Source organism: Streptomyces sp. NPDC050535, from assembly GCF_044457665.1.
In the GTDB taxonomy this organism is placed as follows: Bacteria; Actinomycetota; Actinomycetes; order Streptomycetales; family Streptomycetaceae; genus Streptomyces.
On sequence record NZ_JBITHE010000033.1, the window covers coordinates 37,996 to 54,243 of the forward strand.

The window sequence follows — 16,248 nt, forward strand, 5'->3', positions numbered from 1 at the left end:
CACCAGAACCGGCAGGCGCTGCTGTTGCGGCAAACGGCCGCTCGCCGATCTCACGGCAATTTCGGCGCCGGGGGACCGGGACACCGGCGGCGCGCCGGCCCGGGAGTGGTACTGCTGTTCCTACCCCGGCCGCTGGCGGCCGGCGTGCCGCCCGGGGAATGATCGGACAAGCGAACCGCGGCCGGGGCCCGCCGCGTCACCGCCCGAACCGGAGACAGCAGTGACTGATGAACCGGACATGAACGCACGCGTCATCGAGGAGTTCCGTACCAACGGGGGAGAGGTCGGGGGTGGTTTCAGCGGGGCGCCCCTCCTCCTGCTGCACACCGTCGGCGCGCGCTCGGGCAGACTCCGGGTGAATCCGATGATGTACCTGGCGGACAAGGGCCGCTTCCTCGTCTTCGCCTCCAAGGCCGGCTCCGACCGCAACCCGGACTGGTACCACAACCTGCTCGCGCATCCCGAAGCGCGCATCGAGGTGGGCGACACGATCCGCGCCGTACGCGCCGTCGAACTGCGGGGCACCGAGCGCGACACCGCGTACGCCGAACAGGCCCGCCGCTACCCCGGCTTCGCCGGATACCAGAGCAGGACCGACCGACTCATCCCCGTGATCGCGCTCATCCCCCTCGGCGAAGGCGCCGACTCCGCCGGCCGCGCAGAACGGACACCGTCATGACCATGGCCTACCTCGCCCAGCCCGAGCAGCAGCAGAGGCTCGAATGGCTCGACGGCGGCGAGTTCGCCGTCCTCCTGGACAGCGCGGCCACCGGCGGACAGTTGACCGTGGGACGGTTCTCCGTCAGCAGGGGCGAGGCACCGCCGTACCACATGCACACCCGTGAGGACGAGGTCTTCATGCTGATCAAGGGCAGTGCGCTGCTGTGGTGCGACGACCAGGAGATGGAACTGTCGGAGGGCGGCATCGTCCACCTCCCCCGCAACGTTCCCCACGGCTACCGGATCACCTCCGACACCGCCGACCTGCTGATGATCTGCACCCCCGGCGGCATCGAAGGCATGTTCCGCCACGCCGGACGCGACCTGGCCACCCCGCGCCCCGAAGGCTTCGAGATCTCACGCGACCTCATGGCCGAAGCCGCCGACAGGTACGGCCAGATCATCGTCGGCCCCCCGCGCTGACCGCCGGGCCTCCGCCGCCTTCACCCGCGCACCGGACCCCCGCCGCCGACACCCCCGCCGCCGACACCGCCGCGTCCGGCAAGCCGGCGGGCGGCGGGCGGCGGGCAAAGAGTCTGTTGTACGGCAGTGGAAGCACCCTGCGGTCCACGGCAACGGGACGACGATGACCTGCATGGCAACGACGAACCACTTCGGCGTCGCCCTGCGGGGCTGGCGCGAGCGCAGGCCACCGCAGGACAACGCCCCCGAGACGGACCAGGACCGGCGCATCCCCGGACTGCGCCGGGAGGAACTGGCCCGGCTGGCCGGGCTGTCGGTCGACTACGTGATCCGGCTGGAACAGGGCCGCGCCCGCCACCCCTCGGCCCAGGTGGTCACCGCCCTGGCCAGAGCACTGCGCCTCGACCCGTCCGAGCGCGATCACCTGTTCCGCTGCGCCCGCCTCGCACCGCCCTCCACCGCAAACGTGTCCCGGCAGATGCCCGCGAGGGTGCACCGGCTGGTGAGCCGGCTGGGAGACAACCCCACCGCGGTCTTCGCCGCCGACTGGACCATCATCGGCTGGAACGGGATGTGGTCCGCCGCGGTCGGCGACCCCCGCACCTACGGCTGGGACGAGCGCAACCTCGTCGCCGCCATGTTCGCCTCGAGCGGCGGACGCGCGCGGGAACCGATCGCGGCATGGCCCGTTCTGTCCTGGGCGGGCGACGAAGCCGAGGAGGAGGACCTCGTCGCGGACCTGCGGGTGACAGCGGCCGCCCATCCCCACGACGCCCGACTCGCCTCCTTCGTCGACCGCATGCGGGCAGACAACCCCCGCTTCGCCCGCCTGTGGTCCAACGGCACCGCCCGCACCCACGCCGGTGACCGCAAGACCGTCGAACATCCTCTGGTGGGCGACATCGCTCTCGACCTCGACATCCTGACGGCCGCCGGGACCGACCTCAGGATCATCACGTACACCGCCGAGGCCGAGACCACCGACGCGGAGAAGCTGAACACCCTGCGTGCCACCCGGAACGGTCTCAATCGGGCAAAGGAACCCAACAAACGGGCTGCAACTCCGCGATGAGGGCACTCGGACTCTCACGGCACAGAGGTGCCGCTCACCGAGAGAAAGCGAAGACCGTGTACATAGGTATCGGAACCGTCGTCCTCATCCTCGTTGTCGTTCTCGTCGTCATGCTGCTGCGTCGCGGCTGACCCCGCCTGAGGCGTTGCACCCATGCGAACAATGACGCTGCCCTCATCGGCGAAGCGGGTGCTGGCGCCGTGCAGTACTACGAAGCGCTGCACGGCCCCTCAGACGAAGGCGGGGCCCAAAGGGCGCCGATGAGTTGGGCAAGGTCGTCCGGCAGCCGGTCCGGGGCCGGAGCCCAGCGTGAGGGCATCGCAGCACCCGCCACCTCTCCACCCACGGTCTCTGCCCTCCGCTCTCGCGGGCGCCGCGACAACGGGACAGGCGGCCGCCTGAGCCCGATCAGGCTTTCGGCAGGGGAGTCCGCCGCTGCGGCCGACGCAGACCGAGAGACGGGTCAGCGTGAGGCGAACGCCGGAAGCATGAGCGGATCCGCTTCTCCACGGGACCCGGGGCCGGCGCCCCAGCCGACGGCGCGAGCACTACGTCATCCAAGAAGCCCGCGTGAGCTGTCGCTGCCAGGGGCGTCTTCGGCGCCGACGAAGAGCGGACGCGCGGGGGAGTGTCCGTGCTTCGGTCTTCAGGTCATCGGGTGCTCGTGTTCTCGGCGGTGTGGTGGTGTTGGGTGTTGATGCGTTGGGCTTCTTGGAGTTGGTCTTCGAGGATGACGATGCGGCAGGCGGCGTCGACGGGGGTGCCCTGGTCGACGAGTTCCCTGGCGCGGGCGGCGATGCGCAGCTGGTAGCGGGAGTAGCGGCGGTGGCCGCCGGCGGAGCGCAGTGGGGTGATGAGGCGGGCTTCGCCGATGGCGCGGAGGAAGCCCTGGGTGGTGCCGAGTATTTCGGCGGCGCGGCCCATGGTGTAGGCGGGGTAGTCGTCGTCGTCGAGCCGGCCGAACGAGTCGTCTGCTGTCATCGCACCTCTCTGGGGAACGCGTGGAGGGGCCCTGGCGCTCGTCGCGCCAGGGCCCCGAAGGAACTGCTACACCATCTGCCGGCCCTGATGCTGCGCCGGCCTACTTGTTTCCGCGGACCCGACCAGCATGCTGTCGGGGGCGCGGGGATCGCGGTTGCTCGACCGGAGACCACCTCACTATCGATGTCCTGCGGTACCCGGGCTCAGCGATTCCGCCCGGGCGATCCTGATGGCGCGAAGCCCTCCGTTCTTCCCTCATGAACAACACTTACCGATGGAACTACGTACTGCGCACTGCTCGTACTGCGTACTGCTGGTACTGCTCTGTCCTGCCGGTGATGCGTACTGCTGGTGGCCTTGAGTGAGCGCCACGCTTCGGCAGCCAGCCCCGTCGCCCGTCCTGCGTCCGCTCTGGCTTGGAACCCCACTGCCGAACCTCCCGGTACGCGCGCCCGCAGCCGACGCCTTTACCGGGGAACCTCTGACACCACACTGCTGGTCCTGCTGGTCCTACGAACTGCAACTTCACCTACCGGTAATGCCACCGCGTGAACCGCGGTCCTGCTCACGGCGGCCCCTGATCACCGCGGGCCACCCGGTCCGGTCGTCAGTCCCGTCGCCGTCCTACAACAACCCTGGCTCCGCAACTCCACCACCGCACCGCACTGCACACTGCAACTGTGTACTGCTGCCCGCCAGTTCGTTTCTGCCGGGCCCTGCTCGATCTCTGGCTACGAGAGAAACCATAACCACACCACCGCCCAATGTCTACTCCGGCCAACACAGATTTCCGTGTGTTCGACAGTGAGGTAACCGGCCTCGAACGGTGACGGGCCGGGGAGTGAGCCGCCGACACCGTGCTCCTGGTCCTGAAGCAGCTCGCCTTGGTCCTGGGACAGCTCGCCTCTCGCTGACCCACGCCTGACCGGCCTACCCGACGGCAGGCCCTGCGCTCGATATGCCCGGCGACCCCGCGCGACCGTAACTGCCGTTACGGATACCGGGCTTGTTCCAAAATTTTCCATTTCGGACCAATCCGTACGCCATGACGGCAACGGATTACGTGCGCAAGCTGACGACGCACGGACGGCGTCCCGGTCGCAGGGCGTCACCGCCTGGCTGCCGGCACGGGTGCCGGTGGTGCTGTCGGGACAACATCACTCCAGTGAGAGGCAGTTGCATGACAGGCAAGGCGGGCGAGGAAGGGCACATACGCCCGAAGCGCGGTACGGACGTCATGGACCGTGCCGGGCGCGACGTCCACGGCCCCGTCCACCGGCAACCGCGACGCGACGCGGTCGATCCGGCAGGCGACGCGCAGGCCTCGAAACCCGCAACGGAGCCGACCACGGAGACGGGCACGGAGACGGGCACGCAGCGGTCGGCCACACGCGAGGCGGCTCGTGCGGCAACGCCCCGTATAGGGGTTGGAGTTGCCGGGACGAATCCTGCGGCGGCGGTGATTCCCGCGATGCCGGGCGCGCCAGACATGCCGGCCGAAGAGGCCGCAGCCCGCCCGGCGGCCCAGCGGAAGGGCAAGTGGCAGTGGCAGCCCGAGCCGCGGGACGCGGTGCGGGTGCCCGCCACCGAGTGGAAGTTGGCAAAACTGCCCGCTGAAGCCGTGTTTGTGCCCGGCGCCGGAGCTCCGGTAACCGTAAGCGTCCCCCGCGCACAGCCCGTGCCGGCCGCTACCGCGCAGGCCGACGGCGATGCCTCGTACGGCGATGACTCCCAGACACTCGTCGCAGACGGCCACGGCCCGGCAGGCCGGTCCGGCTCGGCGGGCGGCGCACCGATATTCGTCGACCCCAGCGGCCGACGGGCCAGCCGGATACGCCGGATGGGCTGGCTCGTAGCGGCCGGATGCGTGTGCTCCGTCGCCACCCTGGGCGTCGCCGTCACCGACAGCAACTCCACCGCGCCCTGGCTCCGCATACCCGGCATGTCCGGAAGCGCCGGCCAGAACCGAAGCGCGAAGGAAGCACCGCAGCCCGAACGGCAGGAGCCCGGCACACCGACAGCCGACGACCTCTCCTCCACCATCGCGGAACCGCCGAACCCCCGGCGCACCGAGACCACCACGGCCGCCGAGGCGATGAACGATCCACGGCCGGACGGAAACGGCACGCGCACCTCACCGGGCAGCTCGTCCACCACCCCGCCCTCCACGGCGGGCGACATCCAGACACCACTCACCGACAACACGGAAACAGCCGCCGGACAGCCGAGCCAGACGACACCTCCTGACACCGTCCAGGAGCCGACGGCAGCACCGACCTCCGCCACTCCTTCATCCCCGAGCACCCCGACGGAACCCGCCCCGACGGCGACACCCGCAACCGGCCTTCTCGACGGGCTGGTGGACGCCGTCTCCGGCCTCCTCGGCGGGTGACAGCCCCACCGCAGTTTCCGCAGCTCCAGTCGGCATGCTCGATGCCGGTGAGTTCAGGAGTCCGTCATGGCCTGGATGTGCGACGGCTCCCGCCGCCGTCCTCCCGTGCTGCGTCGGGCTCGTCACGGACATACTCGCCAAGTAACGGCGCCAACGGGACGGCGAGGATGTGCCGCAGTGGGACAACACGAAGCCCCGGCTGGACGGGGGAGGCCAGCCGGGGCGGTGGTGGCGTGCGGAGGGCGGTCGCCTCGCGGCGGAAGGCTCCATGGGGCTTCAGCCGGACGATCGTCCCCATGGGCTATAGGTGAGGCCCGGGGACACTGTCCCCTCCGCAGCCACATACAGATGAACCGTCAACTGCTCCTGCTTGTTCCGGGGTTGGCGCTCTGCGGTGTGTGAACTGGGTAACGTCAGACGAACAGGCACGTGCTGCTGTTGCCGCGTGACACCCTGCCCGCGACGGGTGGGAGACCGGCGGGGAGATCCACGATGACTGACTCGCACAACGTGGGTGAGGGTCGTCGCACAGGACGCTGCGCCCGAAGGGCGGCAGGGGGCCGCTGGGAAGAGATCGTCGAAGTCGGCGTGCATGCCCCGGAGGCCGGCTGCATGTCGAGTCACTCGCAGACGGACCCGTTTTCCGGACGGGCCGTCACTCCTGAGCCCGTCAGGGCAGGCAGGTACCGGCTGTGAGTCCACGCTCAGGGACGGGCGACGCTCCCGGACAAGGCCAGCATGGAACCGGTGGAGGACTACCTCCTCATCATCCGGCCGACGCGCCCGTACTTGAGGTGACCGCCTGCACCTCTGCGACGCGCAGGCCTGCACGCTCCTGCGCGGCGGAGGATTCGCGCCCCGGTTCGGGAGGGCCGCTCGGTGGTCAGCCGGCAGCTCAGACCGTATGGGCCCCTGATGGTGCGTGGCGCGTGCGATCGACATGCCGACCTGTGCGGGGCGCATGCCCGCTCCGTCAGACGGCGGCCGGGTCCTTCTGCTCTGTCTCGGCCGGGGTGTCGGCCGGATCGGTCGCGGAGGCTGTGTAGAAGACGGAGCTGCCCTGCTTGGCGCGGTGCACCGATCCCTTGGCGACGAGTCCTTCCGCCGTGACGCGTACGACTTTGGGCTTGATGTCGCGGTCGGGGTGCTCCTGGGCCAGCGCGGCGGTGATCTCCGCGGCGGAGCGCGGTTCGGTCTGCTGGCCGAGATGGCCGCGGATGAGTTCGACGAGGGTGGGCTGCTTCGCTGCCGGTGCCGGTGCCGGTGCCGGCGTCGGTGTGGATGTCTCCGCGCTGCTCTTGGCTACCGTTTTCGCCGGGTTCGCGGCAGCGGCCTTCCTCGGCTTGGCCGCCTTCGCCTTCGCCTTCGCTGAAGCCTGTCGCGGCAGGGAGGGGACAGCCGTGGCAGGCTCTTCGGGCTCTGCGCCGGTTGTCGTGGGGCTTTGCCCGCCCAGTGTCCGCTGCAGGTTCGCCAGCAAGGTCCGGTCGTTGTGCAGGGCGGCCAACTGCTCCTGGAGTGCGGCTACTTCGGCGCCGATTCGTTCCTGTTCCTTGGCGTTGAGCTCAAGATCCGCGGTCACCTTGGCGGCGTACTGTGCTTTGAGTTCCGTGCTCGTCGGTTCGACGTCGGACATGACAGCTTCCTCTTCTCGTGCAGTGTGTGGTGCTGGAGCCGGATGGTACCTCGTGTCATTCAGGCCATGATTTGCAGATGCTGTGCCCTTGGCAGCTGCGGAAGTCCAGCCGAGTTCGCTGCCCACCACCGGCGAGCCCTGCGGAGGCGGCCCCTTTTCCCTCGGCCGTCAGGCCGGCTTCGTCACGGGCGTGAACCTTGCCCAACTCTGCAGACGACATCCCCGATGCGAACGCGGCAGACCCGAATCTGATCATGTTCCGCACTCGAATGATCGTTTCGAGTAAGAACCGTTTGGCCCTCTGTCCCGTTCTGATGTTTGAAGCGGAAGTACGACGAGAGTTACTCGTGATGCCGCTGAGGCGTATGAACGTTCACAGGAAGGACAGTTCGGAGTGGTGTTAGTGGATCAGAGGGTGAGAAGGACCGGCTCGATCGCGGGGGTCGCCGTGGCAGTGGTCATGGGTCTCGCGGGCTGCTCGAGCGATACGGATTCCGCAGCGGACAAGAAGTCGTCCGCGAGCGGCTCGCCCGCAGCCGACGTGGAGAAGTCGGGCGATGACGCCACGGCGTCGCCGCCGGCCTCGGTCGCCGACCAGTCCACGGCGGAGGGGGCTGTCGCCGCGTGGGTCACCGCCGTCATCAAGGGCCAGCCCAAGGAGGCATGCCTGGTGATGGCGGAACCGGCCTCCGGCTCGACGCCCGCGAAGGTCGGCAGTGAGGAGACGTGCGGCGACGACGTGCCCGAGAGAAAGGAGATGGATGAGAACCTCGGGCGGTTCCGCGAGTCGTTCACGCCCAAGCCACCCACCGACGACCCCAAGGTGGAAATCGAGCCGGCCGCGGCCACCGGTGACAAGACGGAGATCCCCGCCGACAAGATCACTGTCGACGGGCAGACCCTCGACGCGATCGTCCTGTCCCACTCCACCGGGCTGGAGGCGGACCAGTTGGACATCAACGTCGAGTCCAGCAAGATCGAGGACTCCTGGTACGTGACGAATCTCGACTTCAACATTGGCTGAGGGCTAGCAGCCAATCAAGATGCTGCCTCCCGTCCTGACGCTCGCTGGTGTCGTATACGCGCATCCCGGACGAGGCTTGTCACCAACCCGCCGTGAAGTTCACGGTGTTGCTCCCGCATCGGGATGAGCGGCAGTAGCGGCTGTTGACGGCCGTGGAGGCCCGGGTGCGGGGACAGTGCGGTGCGATGCCCGGGCCGTCGCACAGGCCCTCGACGCGTCGGAGACCACGCAGGTGATCGTGGCGATCGCTCGACTTGCCTCGGGCGCCGCAACGGGGGTCGCCGCGATCACCAAGGCCATGGCCTGCCTCACCTGTGCCCGGGCCGACATGACGCGTGCCCGGGCCGCGCTGCCCCCGACGGACTCCGGTGAAGCCCCGGAGCCTGCCCGTCGCGCGGCGAGCACCTCCTGGACGGCGAACACGGCGGCGCCGTCGGCAGCGCCGGTCTCCACCACGGCCGGCCCCGGCTCCGCCACGGGTGCTTCGTTGATCGGCCTTCCTGCACGGCGTCGCCCGCGTACCGCTCCGCTGGTTGGAGCAGAGCCGCGCGCGGGTTCCTGACCGGCGGGTGAAGCTGGATCTCCCACTGCGCTCACGCCTCAGGAGTCCCTCCGTGCTGGTGCCCAGCTCCCCGCAGGTCCGCCTGCCCCTTGTCGCTCTGCTGGCCGCCGCCTGCATCGCCGCCCTGGTACATGCCCCGGCCCAGGCCGCGGATGTTCCCGCCGACGACAGCCGCGCACTGCGACGGCAGTTGCAGGAACTGACCACCGCGCCCGGCGGACCGCCCGGAGCGATTGCCGTCCTCAAGCGCGGGTCCCGCACCGAGGTCTACCGGGCCGGCGTTGCCGAGACCGGCACCGGACGTCCGATCGAGGTCACCGACCACATGCGCATCGCCAGTACGGCCAAGGCGTACAGCGGCGCGGTCTCCCTCCAGCTCGTCGACCGCGGGAAGCTACGTCTGAACGACACCATCGGCAAGGTGCTTCCCCGGCTGCCGCGTGCCTGGCATCGGGTTACGCTGCGGCAGCTCCTGAACCACACCAGCGGACTGCCGGACTTCAGCGCGGACCCGGAGTTCCTGGCCCTGGTGACCGAGAACCCGCGCCGCCACTTCGACTCCCGCCGGCTGCTGGACTTCGTGGCCGACGAGCCGTTGGTGTTCCGCCCGGGCTCCCGGTACACCTACTCCAACTCCGACAACATCGCCGTGGCACTGATGGCGGAGGCGGTGACAGGCCGCCGCTACGAAGACCTGCTCGCCCAGCTCGTGTACCGCCCGTTGGATCTGCGCAGCACCAGCCTGCCGCAGGGCTACCGGATGCCCGGGCCGTACATGCACGGCTACGACGTCACCCCGCCGAACCCGCCCGAGGACATCAGCGAGGTACTGAGTGCGTCGGGCGTGTGGGCGTCGGGCGGCATCATCTCGACGCCGAAGGACATGACGGCCTTCATCCGCGGCTACGCCGGCGGAAAGCTGATCTCCGACCGGACCCGCCATCAGCAGCTGAACTGGGTGAACGGCGCATCCGAACCCGCGGGTCCCGGCAAGAACGACGCCGGTCTGGCGATCTTCCGGTACACCACCCGCTGCGGCGTGGTGTACGGCCACACAGGCAACTTCCCCGGCTACACGCAGCTGGTCGCAGCCACCCCGGACGGCGAACGGTCGCTGACCGTCTCCCTCACCACCCAGGTCAACAAGACGAACAAGCCGGAACTGCTGGAGCGGCTGCGGACCGTGGAGGAGAACCTCGTCTGCGCGCTGCTGCGTAAGCAGTAAGCGGGAGGCGGGGGCGGAACAACTGCCGGGCCGACGTGCACAGAAGGCGCTGGGGTGCGTTTCCTGGCCGCCCGCGGGAGTGCCGGTCTTCGACCGCGCCCGTCAGGTCGGCCCGGTCAGGTCGGCCCGGTCAGGTCGGCCCGGTCAGGTCCGCCCTGCCGGGTCGGGCATGCCACAGGACTCCGGTCCGCGGGTCGGCCGAACCTGGCGTTGCTCCCAATTGGTGCGAGTAATCTCGTATTCCACCCCGGCCGGCTTGGTGCCGGGCGGGGTGTTGTCGTCGGGCTCAGCGGAGATGAACGTTCGGGTGAAAGTGAGCCCGGAAGAAGCCATGGTGGCCCGGGAGGCGGCATTGACGGCCTTGGTCTGGGCGAAGATTCGGGTGAGCCCGAGGTCGGAGAAGCCGTACCGACCGCACCTTCCCGCGCGCGGTCGCCGGAACCTACGGCTACTGGCGGGTCCTCGACGCCCTCGGCAAGACCGCCGCCGTCCTCGGTGACCAGGACGCGGCCGACACCTACCGGGCGCAGGCCGACGCCAGTGCGAAAGCCCTCGCCGCCAAGTACTACGACCCGGCCACCGGCACCTTCGGCGGCGCAGGCCAGGGCGCCGAAGCCCTCGCCCTCGACATGGGCGCCTACCCGGCGGGGGAGAAGGACCGCCTGCTCGGCCACTTCACCACCGCCGTCAAGGACGCCGGACACCACCTGAACCTCGGCGAGATCTCCCTGCCCGCCGCCTTCCGCCTCCTGTCCGCCAACGGCCGCGACGACATCGTCCACGCCATCGCCACCCGGACGACCAGCCCGAGCTACGGCTACCAGGTACTCGTCGGCAACACCACGCTCGGCGAGTCCTGGGACGGCGGACCGGGCCAGTCGCAGAACCACTTCATGCTCGGCGCCATCGACTCCTGGTTCACCACCCGGGTCGCCGGCATCGGACAGACCTCCGACTCGGTCGGCTACGCCGAACTGCTCATCGACCCCGCCGTCGAGGGCGGCATGACCTCCGCGTCCGGCTCCTACCGCACCCCCTACGGCGTCGCACGGACCCAGTGGAAGCGGGACGCCGGCCGGTTCCGCCTCACCGTGGACGTGCCCGCGGGCAGCACGGCGGAGATACACGTCCCGCTGTTCGGCGGAAAGGCCCGGGCACCCGCCGGGGCACGCCTGGTGCGCACAGGACAGGAGGAGGCGGTGTACGAGGCCGGCTCGGGCAGCTGGACCTTCCGCTCGACCGCTTCATAGCCGCGGGAGCACCGCCCGCGGGCACCACGACAACGTGCACTGCGGCCGGGCACCACATGCCTGTGGCCCGCCGGGAGGGCGGGCCACAGGTGCGCGCTGTTCAGCCGGCCGTCATGCCGTCACACGGTCATGCGGTCGTGCGGTCGTGCGGGTACGGCCGGGGGTCACGGGAAACTCGTGATCTTCGAGGGGATGGTGTCCGATCCCGAGGTGGGTGCGCCCGTGTCGTTGACGACGTGGGCGTACTGCCCCTTCCCGCCCAGGGAGACGACCTGGATGCTGTGCAGCCTGATGCCCGGCTTGACCGGCACCTGGAACCCGTGGTGCTGGACGATCGAGGAGTCGGACGTGAAGTTGCAGTAGCTGCCCAGGCCCCAGGCCTCATGGACGTCGACACTGTCGGCGACCTTGTAGGCGGCGTACCCGACGATGCCGTCGTGGGTGACGGCGGCGGCGTTCGGCACGTCGTAGGCCTTCTCGTTCTGGAAGAAGATCGTCCGGCCGCGTTCGCCGCTCCAGACCACGTCGTACTTGTTGAAGTGTTCGACGAACAGGCCCGTGGCGAGGACGTCGTCGCCGTTCACCTCGAGTCCGTAGTCGGCGCGGTTGGTCTCCCAGCCGACTCCCTCACCGTGGTCGGCCCGCCAGATCCAGGTGTGGTCGATGATGGCGTCGTCGCTGTTGATGACCATCGAGTGGGTGGCCAGGCCGGGCCCGGCCCCGCCGATACGGATGAACACGTCCTGCACGGTGGTCGGGTTGGCGGCGTGGTCGGCCGAGGAGCCGGGCGCGCCGACCTGGAGCAGGGTGTCGGACCTGGCGGCACCGGCGTCGATGAGGAAGCCCGCCAGCCTGACCCCGTCGACGTCGGCGACGTGCATCGCGTCCACGCCGTTGTCGGGGACGATCGTGGCCAGACCGAGCCCGAGGACGACGGTGTTCGCGCGGTCGACGTTGATCGTCTGGTCGAGGTGGTAGACCCCGGGCGTGAACAGGAGGTTGAGGCCCTGCGCCAGTGCCGCGTTGATGGTCGCGGCGGTCGCACCGGGCTTCACGACGTAGAACTGGCTGAGCGGGAGCGAGGTGCCGCCCGCGTTCGCCGGCCAGGACACGCCCCGGGCGTTCGTCCGTTTGCCGGGCACGAACACCTTGTAGTCGTTGCCGTCCAGGTACAGGAACGGCTTCTCGCGCGAGACCGGTGTGGTGTCCAGCGTCGTGTAGGGACCGGAGTCGAAGTTCGTCGCCGGGGCGCCCTGCACACCGGAGAACGTCATGTTCCACACGCCGTTGGTCCAGCCGCCGACCGAGCTCTCACGGGTGTACCACTGCTGCTGCGAGTACGGGCCGACCGTGCCGTCGATCTTCGAGTCGGCGATGTAGCCGCCGGAGGCCCATCCGTAGCCCGCCGGGGCGAGGTTGAGGCCGCCCTCGACATGGATCCGGCGGAACGGCGCGGCCTGGGCCACCGCCCAGCGGTCCGTGCCGTTGACGGGCTTGAGCGACAGGTTCTCCGCCGAACGCCAGAAGTTCTGGGTGGCGTTGCCGTTGAACCAGCCCGCGTCCACGGTGATGTCACCGTTGATCCTCACGTCGTCCGGGTTGAGGCCGAGCCCGGATATCGAGGTGTAGAAGCCCAGTTGCGCGTTGATGCCGTTGTACGTGCCCGGCTTCATCAGGAACTGGTAGCGGCCCGAGCCGAACTGGTTGGACTCCTGCTGCGCGAAGACCTGGTCGAACTTGCCCTGCAGATCAGGGGTGTTCGGGTCCACGACGATGACGTTGGGGCCGAGATCACCGCCGCCCTCGACAGGAGGAACGCCTCCGGTGCCGGTGTGGACCGCGACCTCCCACAGCGAGTAGCCGTAGCCGGTGCCGCGGACCGTCCCGTTGATCCGCACATAGCGGCCCGAGCCGCTGACGTCGTGGGAGACGGTGCCGCCGGTGCCGTTGGTGACGGACTTGAGAGTCGTCCAGTCCTGGCCGTCGGCCGAGGCCTGGATGGTGAACTCCCTGCCGTAGGCGGCCTCCCAGCTGAGGTCCACCTTGCAGATGTCCTGGACCGAGCCGAGGTCCACCCGTACCCACTGGGGGTCGGACGCCTGGCTGGACCAGCGGGTGCCCGTGTTGCCGTCGAAGGCGCTCGCGGCGGGCGTGCCCGCGTTCTCCGTGGAGGACGCGGTGGCCGGCTTGCCCTGGGCGGCGTTGGCGGCCGCGCAGTCACCGGCCGGGGGATTGCCGGTGCCGGAGGTGCCGAAGACCTGGAACTCCCAGAGGGAGTAGCCGTATTCGGTGGCACGGGACACACCCTGCATACGGACGTAACGGCCCTGCCCCGAGACGTCGAGGGTGTCGGTGCCGCCGTCGCCGCCGGTGACGGACCTGATGTCGGCCCAGGAGGTCCCGTTGTCGGAGACCTGGATCTTGTAGTCCTTGCCGTAGGCCGCCTCCCAGTTGAGGACGACCCTGCTGAGCGTGGCCGACGCCCCGAGGTCGACCTGGAGCCACTGGGCGTCGCTGCGGGCCGACGACCACCGGGTCCCGGTGTCACCGTCGACCGCGCCGGCGGCGGGGGTCCCGGCGTTCTCGTCGGAGGAGGAGGCGGCGGTTCTGCCTTGGGAGAGCGGTACTTCGGCCGCGGCGGCCGGTATCTGCGAGGGGATGGTCACGAGCGCCGCCGCTGTGGCGAGCGCGACCCCCAGGGATCTGAGTCTCATACGTTGACTCCGTGCGGGTGAGGAAGGGCGGGCCGCCATGGCGACCCGAAGGGCAGGAGCATGAGGCTGGTGAGCGCGCGATGCAGAGACCTCCGGGGTGAAGCCCGGGAGGCCTGAAAAAGCCCAAAACCATTGAGACGACGCTTAGTTCAGATGTTGATTTAAGTAATGAATCAACTGTCGGGCAACCCGTCGGACACAACTTCTTTACGCCGCTTCTTTACGCCGCCGCCCGCGCCCCGTGCCCCCAGCCGGACGCCGCCTTCCGCGCCGGACACCCGACGACCACCCGGAAACGCGCCGGCCTCCGACGCGAAGTCGACGCCAGACGGCGGGACGGCGGACGCCTGTGGTCGGACAGCGCGAGAGCGCGCAGCGGAGAACCGACGCTCCGCAAAGCCCCGCGAGCGCGTCGAGAACATACTGATCCCGCATCCCAGCGCAGCCGTGAGCCTTCATCGCCCCGGCTGAGACCGTCGCCGCCGCCGGTGAAGTGGCTGACCCCGGAGAGCCAGTGGTTCATGTTCGCCATCGGCCGGGTGCTGGTCTGGATCGCCATCGCGCTCTTCGGCCGAGCCGAGGACGTCACGGCGAGGAAGAGGCCGAGGCTGCTGCCGCAGGGCGCGCCATCCCGGTGATCAGGACCGGCGTACGGGCCGGGTCATCGGCTGCGCTTCCGAACCGATGAGCGGCGCAATCACGCGACGGAGAGGCTGAGTCGAACTCCACCGGCGCGAGCGCGTACAGGTACGTCACCAGAGGCTTCCGGAACCCGGTCGGCTCCGCGATCCCGAGCCGCCAAGGGGGCCCGGCCTTCATGCCCGCGGCCAGAGACGATCAGCCGAACGAGCTTCTGATCTACTCGTCCAGGGTCACACGGCGGAACCGAGCGGCCCGAAGGGGTCGATCTCCATTACCGGGAACACCTCCTTCGCCCGGTGCCGAGTGGGCTTGCAGCCCGCGAACGTCCCCTGCGGATCGCGCAGCGACGTCATCACCTGCCCCAGGTAGTCACGGTGCCAGTTGGCGGCGCCGCTCATCCCGGAGCCGGGGCCGGTCAACTCGGCCCAGGTCAGCCACAATCCGTGCAGCTGGGCGATGGCCTCAGGGTGCTCCCACCAGGAGGAGCACCACGGCAACGTCGAGGTGGGCTCGCGCCCGTACACCGGCAGCAGTACCAGGTGCACCCACAGCGCCAGCTGCCGCAGTTCTACCGCGTACTCGGGACCCTGCTTGTAGAGGAGGAAGTGCGACGGGCTGAGCTGCTCTTCCTGCTCGGCCGGCCCGGCACGTTGGTCCGCGATCTCGGTGGTCATGATTCTCCCGATTCTCTGCGCACGGCCGTGCGCCGTGCGTAGAGAACAGCAACGGCGCGGTAGCGCTCGCGGTTCACCGCCGGCCGTGCCCGGCGGCCGACGCATGCCGCAGTGAACCCGAACCACCCCGAGCTCGTTGTGCTGACGCAAGGCGATCCACCCGTTACGCGAAAGGAATCACTGTGGCGACACCAACCCCTCCGAACAACCCGCAGGACCCCGAGTCCGGCCGGGACAATCCACGACAGCCGGGAATCGTCGACAAATTGGCCACGACGGGCAAGGCCGTGGACACCGCCGGCTTAGCCACCTTCGCAGGAGCGAAGTACGCTGAATCCCAAGGAGTAGCGGGTGCTGAGCACGCTGCTACGGCGGGTCAGGAGATGACAGCGCTCGGTGGGGCGTTGCAGGTGCCGAAGAAGCTCACCGAAAACCCCTTGGATGCAGCCAAGACCGCCGGCGCCTCCGCGGCGAACGTGTTTGGAGGGGTGGCCCGGAGCGCAATGGGCAACGAGGCCCTCGGAGACGCCGTGCTGACGACCACTCTGGCCGTGGGCGAGACCGGTGAGCAAACGAGGGACTACTTCACCGGACGGGGTACGACCCAGACCGCTCCGCAGCCCCCTTCTCAGCAGTCCCCCACCCCGGGCCCGGTGAACCCCGTCGCGGACCCGACGAACATCCCCCTGCCCCCGAGCCGCACCAGCACCACGAGTACGACTACCGCCACCACACCGCCCCCCACCGCGTCAACGCAGACCAAGCCCAAGTCGCCAGGGAGGAAGTAACCACCCGGACCGCCCACGAGGAGCCGGGGGTGGGGGGGGGGGGGGGGGGGGGGCGCCCCCCCCCCCCCCCCCGGCGGCGGCGCCCCCCCCCCCCCCCCCCCCCCCGCCCGGGGGGCGCCCCGCCCCCCCCCCCCCCCCCCCCCCCCCC

14 protein-coding genes and 1 pseudogene are annotated in these 16,248 nt (G+C 69.5%); 9 read left to right on the forward strand and 6 right to left on the reverse strand.

The features are described from left to right. Positions 1 to 238: 238 nt before the first annotated feature. The 3 genes from ACIBLC_RS38760 (at position 239) to ACIBLC_RS38770 (ending at position 2,215) form a co-directional block, all read left to right on the forward strand. Positions 239 to 679 (forward strand): nitroreductase/quinone reductase family protein, encoded by a 441-nt coding sequence (locus ACIBLC_RS38760; protein ID WP_399216189.1) that lies wholly within the window; start codon positions 239 to 241, stop codon positions 677 to 679. Further along, on the forward strand, positions 676 to 1,143 hold the full coding sequence (locus ACIBLC_RS38765) for a cupin domain-containing protein (protein ID WP_399216190.1): 468 nt from the start codon (positions 676 to 678) through the stop codon (positions 1,141 to 1,143). The genes ACIBLC_RS38760 and ACIBLC_RS38765 overlap by 4 nt, the downstream gene beginning before the upstream one ends. 172 nt (positions 1,144 to 1,315) lie before the next feature. Then, a complete protein-coding gene (locus ACIBLC_RS38770) occupies positions 1,316 to 2,215 on the forward strand; it encodes a helix-turn-helix transcriptional regulator (protein ID WP_399216191.1) in 900 nt (299 codons plus the stop codon). Between the two features lie 14 nt (positions 2,216 to 2,229). Here ACIBLC_RS38770 and ACIBLC_RS38775 read toward each other — a convergent pair whose 3' ends face one another. Further along, the gene (locus ACIBLC_RS38775) at positions 2,230 to 2,439 is read right to left on the reverse strand and encodes a hypothetical protein (protein WP_399216192.1); all 210 of its coding nucleotides are present in this window, start codon (positions 2,437 to 2,439) and stop codon (positions 2,230 to 2,232) included. A 427-nt stretch (positions 2,440 to 2,866) separates the two neighbouring features. After that, positions 2,867 to 3,196, reverse strand: a complete 330-nt coding sequence (locus ACIBLC_RS38780) for a MerR family transcriptional regulator (RefSeq protein WP_399216193.1) — start codon at positions 3,194 to 3,196, stop codon at positions 2,867 to 2,869. 1,180 nt (positions 3,197 to 4,376) lie between these two features. Between ACIBLC_RS38780 and ACIBLC_RS38785 the strand changes: the two genes are divergently transcribed. Next, the gene (locus tag ACIBLC_RS38785) at positions 4,377 to 5,588 is read left to right on the forward strand and encodes a hypothetical protein (protein ID WP_399216194.1); all 1,212 of its coding nucleotides are present in this window, start codon (positions 4,377 to 4,379) and stop codon (positions 5,586 to 5,588) included. 973 nt (positions 5,589 to 6,561) lie between these two features. Here ACIBLC_RS38785 and ACIBLC_RS38790 read toward each other — a convergent pair. Beyond that, positions 6,562 to 7,221: a hypothetical protein gene (locus ACIBLC_RS38790; protein WP_399216195.1), complete on the reverse strand. Its 660-nt coding sequence runs from the start codon at positions 7,219 to 7,221 to the stop codon at positions 6,562 to 6,564. Between the two features lie 415 nt (positions 7,222 to 7,636). Between ACIBLC_RS38790 and ACIBLC_RS38795 the strand changes: the two genes are divergently transcribed. Further along, the gene (locus ACIBLC_RS38795; protein WP_399216196.1) at positions 7,637 to 8,245 is read left to right on the forward strand and encodes a hypothetical protein; all 609 of its coding nucleotides are present in this window, start codon (positions 7,637 to 7,639) and stop codon (positions 8,243 to 8,245) included. 99 nt (positions 8,246 to 8,344) lie between these two features. Here the strand turns inward: ACIBLC_RS38795 and ACIBLC_RS38800 are convergent, their stop codons facing one another. Beyond that, on the reverse strand, positions 8,345 to 8,842 hold the full coding sequence (locus tag ACIBLC_RS38800; RefSeq protein ID WP_399216197.1) for a DUF6207 family protein: 498 nt from the start codon (positions 8,840 to 8,842) through the stop codon (positions 8,345 to 8,347). A 23-nt stretch (positions 8,843 to 8,865) separates the two neighbouring features. Between ACIBLC_RS38800 and ACIBLC_RS38805 the strand changes: the two genes are divergently transcribed. The 3 genes and pseudogenes from ACIBLC_RS38805 (at position 8,866) to ACIBLC_RS38815 (ending at position 11,282) form a co-directional block, all read left to right on the forward strand. Beyond that, a complete protein-coding gene (locus tag ACIBLC_RS38805) occupies positions 8,866 to 10,032 on the forward strand; it encodes a serine hydrolase domain-containing protein (protein WP_399216202.1) in 1,167 nt (388 codons plus the stop codon). A gap of 443 nt (positions 10,033 to 10,475) precedes the next feature. Continuing rightward, positions 10,476 to 10,952 (forward strand): annotated as a pseudogene (locus ACIBLC_RS38810) (hypothetical protein); the annotation flags it as partial. Continuing rightward, entirely contained in the window at positions 10,926 to 11,282 is a 357-nt protein-coding gene (locus ACIBLC_RS38815) for an alpha-L-rhamnosidase C-terminal domain-containing protein (RefSeq protein WP_399216203.1), read from the forward strand. The pseudogene ACIBLC_RS38810 and the gene ACIBLC_RS38815, both read left to right, overlap by 27 nt. Before the next feature lie 164 nt (positions 11,283 to 11,446). On the opposite strand, the gene ACIBLC_RS38820 is transcribed toward ACIBLC_RS38815, so the two are convergent. Continuing rightward, the gene (locus ACIBLC_RS38820; RefSeq protein WP_399216198.1) at positions 11,447 to 13,996 is read right to left on the reverse strand and encodes a discoidin domain-containing protein; all 2,550 of its coding nucleotides are present in this window, start codon (positions 13,994 to 13,996) and stop codon (positions 11,447 to 11,449) included. A gap of 488 nt (positions 13,997 to 14,484) precedes the next feature. Between ACIBLC_RS38820 and ACIBLC_RS38825 the strand changes: the two genes are divergently transcribed. Further along, the gene (locus ACIBLC_RS38825) at positions 14,485 to 14,634 is read left to right on the forward strand and encodes a hypothetical protein (RefSeq protein ID WP_399216199.1); all 150 of its coding nucleotides are present in this window, start codon (positions 14,485 to 14,487) and stop codon (positions 14,632 to 14,634) included. 234 nt (positions 14,635 to 14,868) lie between these two features. Here the strand turns inward: ACIBLC_RS38825 and ACIBLC_RS38830 are convergent, their stop codons facing one another. Next, on the reverse strand, positions 14,869 to 15,312 hold the full coding sequence (locus ACIBLC_RS38830; protein ID WP_399216200.1) for a DUF4913 domain-containing protein: 444 nt from the start codon (positions 15,310 to 15,312) through the stop codon (positions 14,869 to 14,871). Positions 15,313 to 16,248 lie beyond the last annotated feature (936 nt).

What these genes read in the sequence shown, in the direction of transcription:
- ACIBLC_RS38760 (WP_399216189.1), top strand. Translation starts at nt 239, where the DNA reads ATGAACGCACGCGTCATCGAGGAGTTCCGTACCAACGGGGGAGAGGTC.
- ACIBLC_RS38770 (WP_399216191.1), top strand. Translation starts at nt 1,316, where the DNA reads ATGGCAACGACGAACCACTTCGGCGTCGCCCTGCGGGGCTGGCGCGAG.
- ACIBLC_RS38820 (WP_399216198.1), bottom strand. Translation starts at nt 13,996, where the DNA reads ATGAGACTCAGATCCCTGGGGGTCGCGCTCGCCACAGCGGCGGCGCTC.
- ACIBLC_RS38815 (WP_399216203.1), top strand. Translation starts at nt 10,926, where the DNA reads ATGCTCGGCGCCATCGACTCCTGGTTCACCACCCGGGTCGCCGGCATC.
- ACIBLC_RS38790 (WP_399216195.1), bottom strand. Translation starts at nt 7,221, where the DNA reads ATGTCCGACGTCGAACCGACGAGCACGGAACTCAAAGCACAGTACGCC.
- ACIBLC_RS38765 (WP_399216190.1), top strand. Translation starts at nt 676, where the DNA reads ATGACCATGGCCTACCTCGCCCAGCCCGAGCAGCAGCAGAGGCTCGAA.
- ACIBLC_RS38780 (WP_399216193.1), bottom strand. Translation starts at nt 3,196, where the DNA reads ATGACAGCAGACGACTCGTTCGGCCGGCTCGACGACGACGACTACCCC.
- ACIBLC_RS38785 (WP_399216194.1), top strand. Translation starts at nt 4,377, where the DNA reads ATGACAGGCAAGGCGGGCGAGGAAGGGCACATACGCCCGAAGCGCGGT.
- ACIBLC_RS38830 (WP_399216200.1), bottom strand. Translation starts at nt 15,312, where the DNA reads ATGACCACCGAGATCGCGGACCAACGTGCCGGGCCGGCCGAGCAGGAA.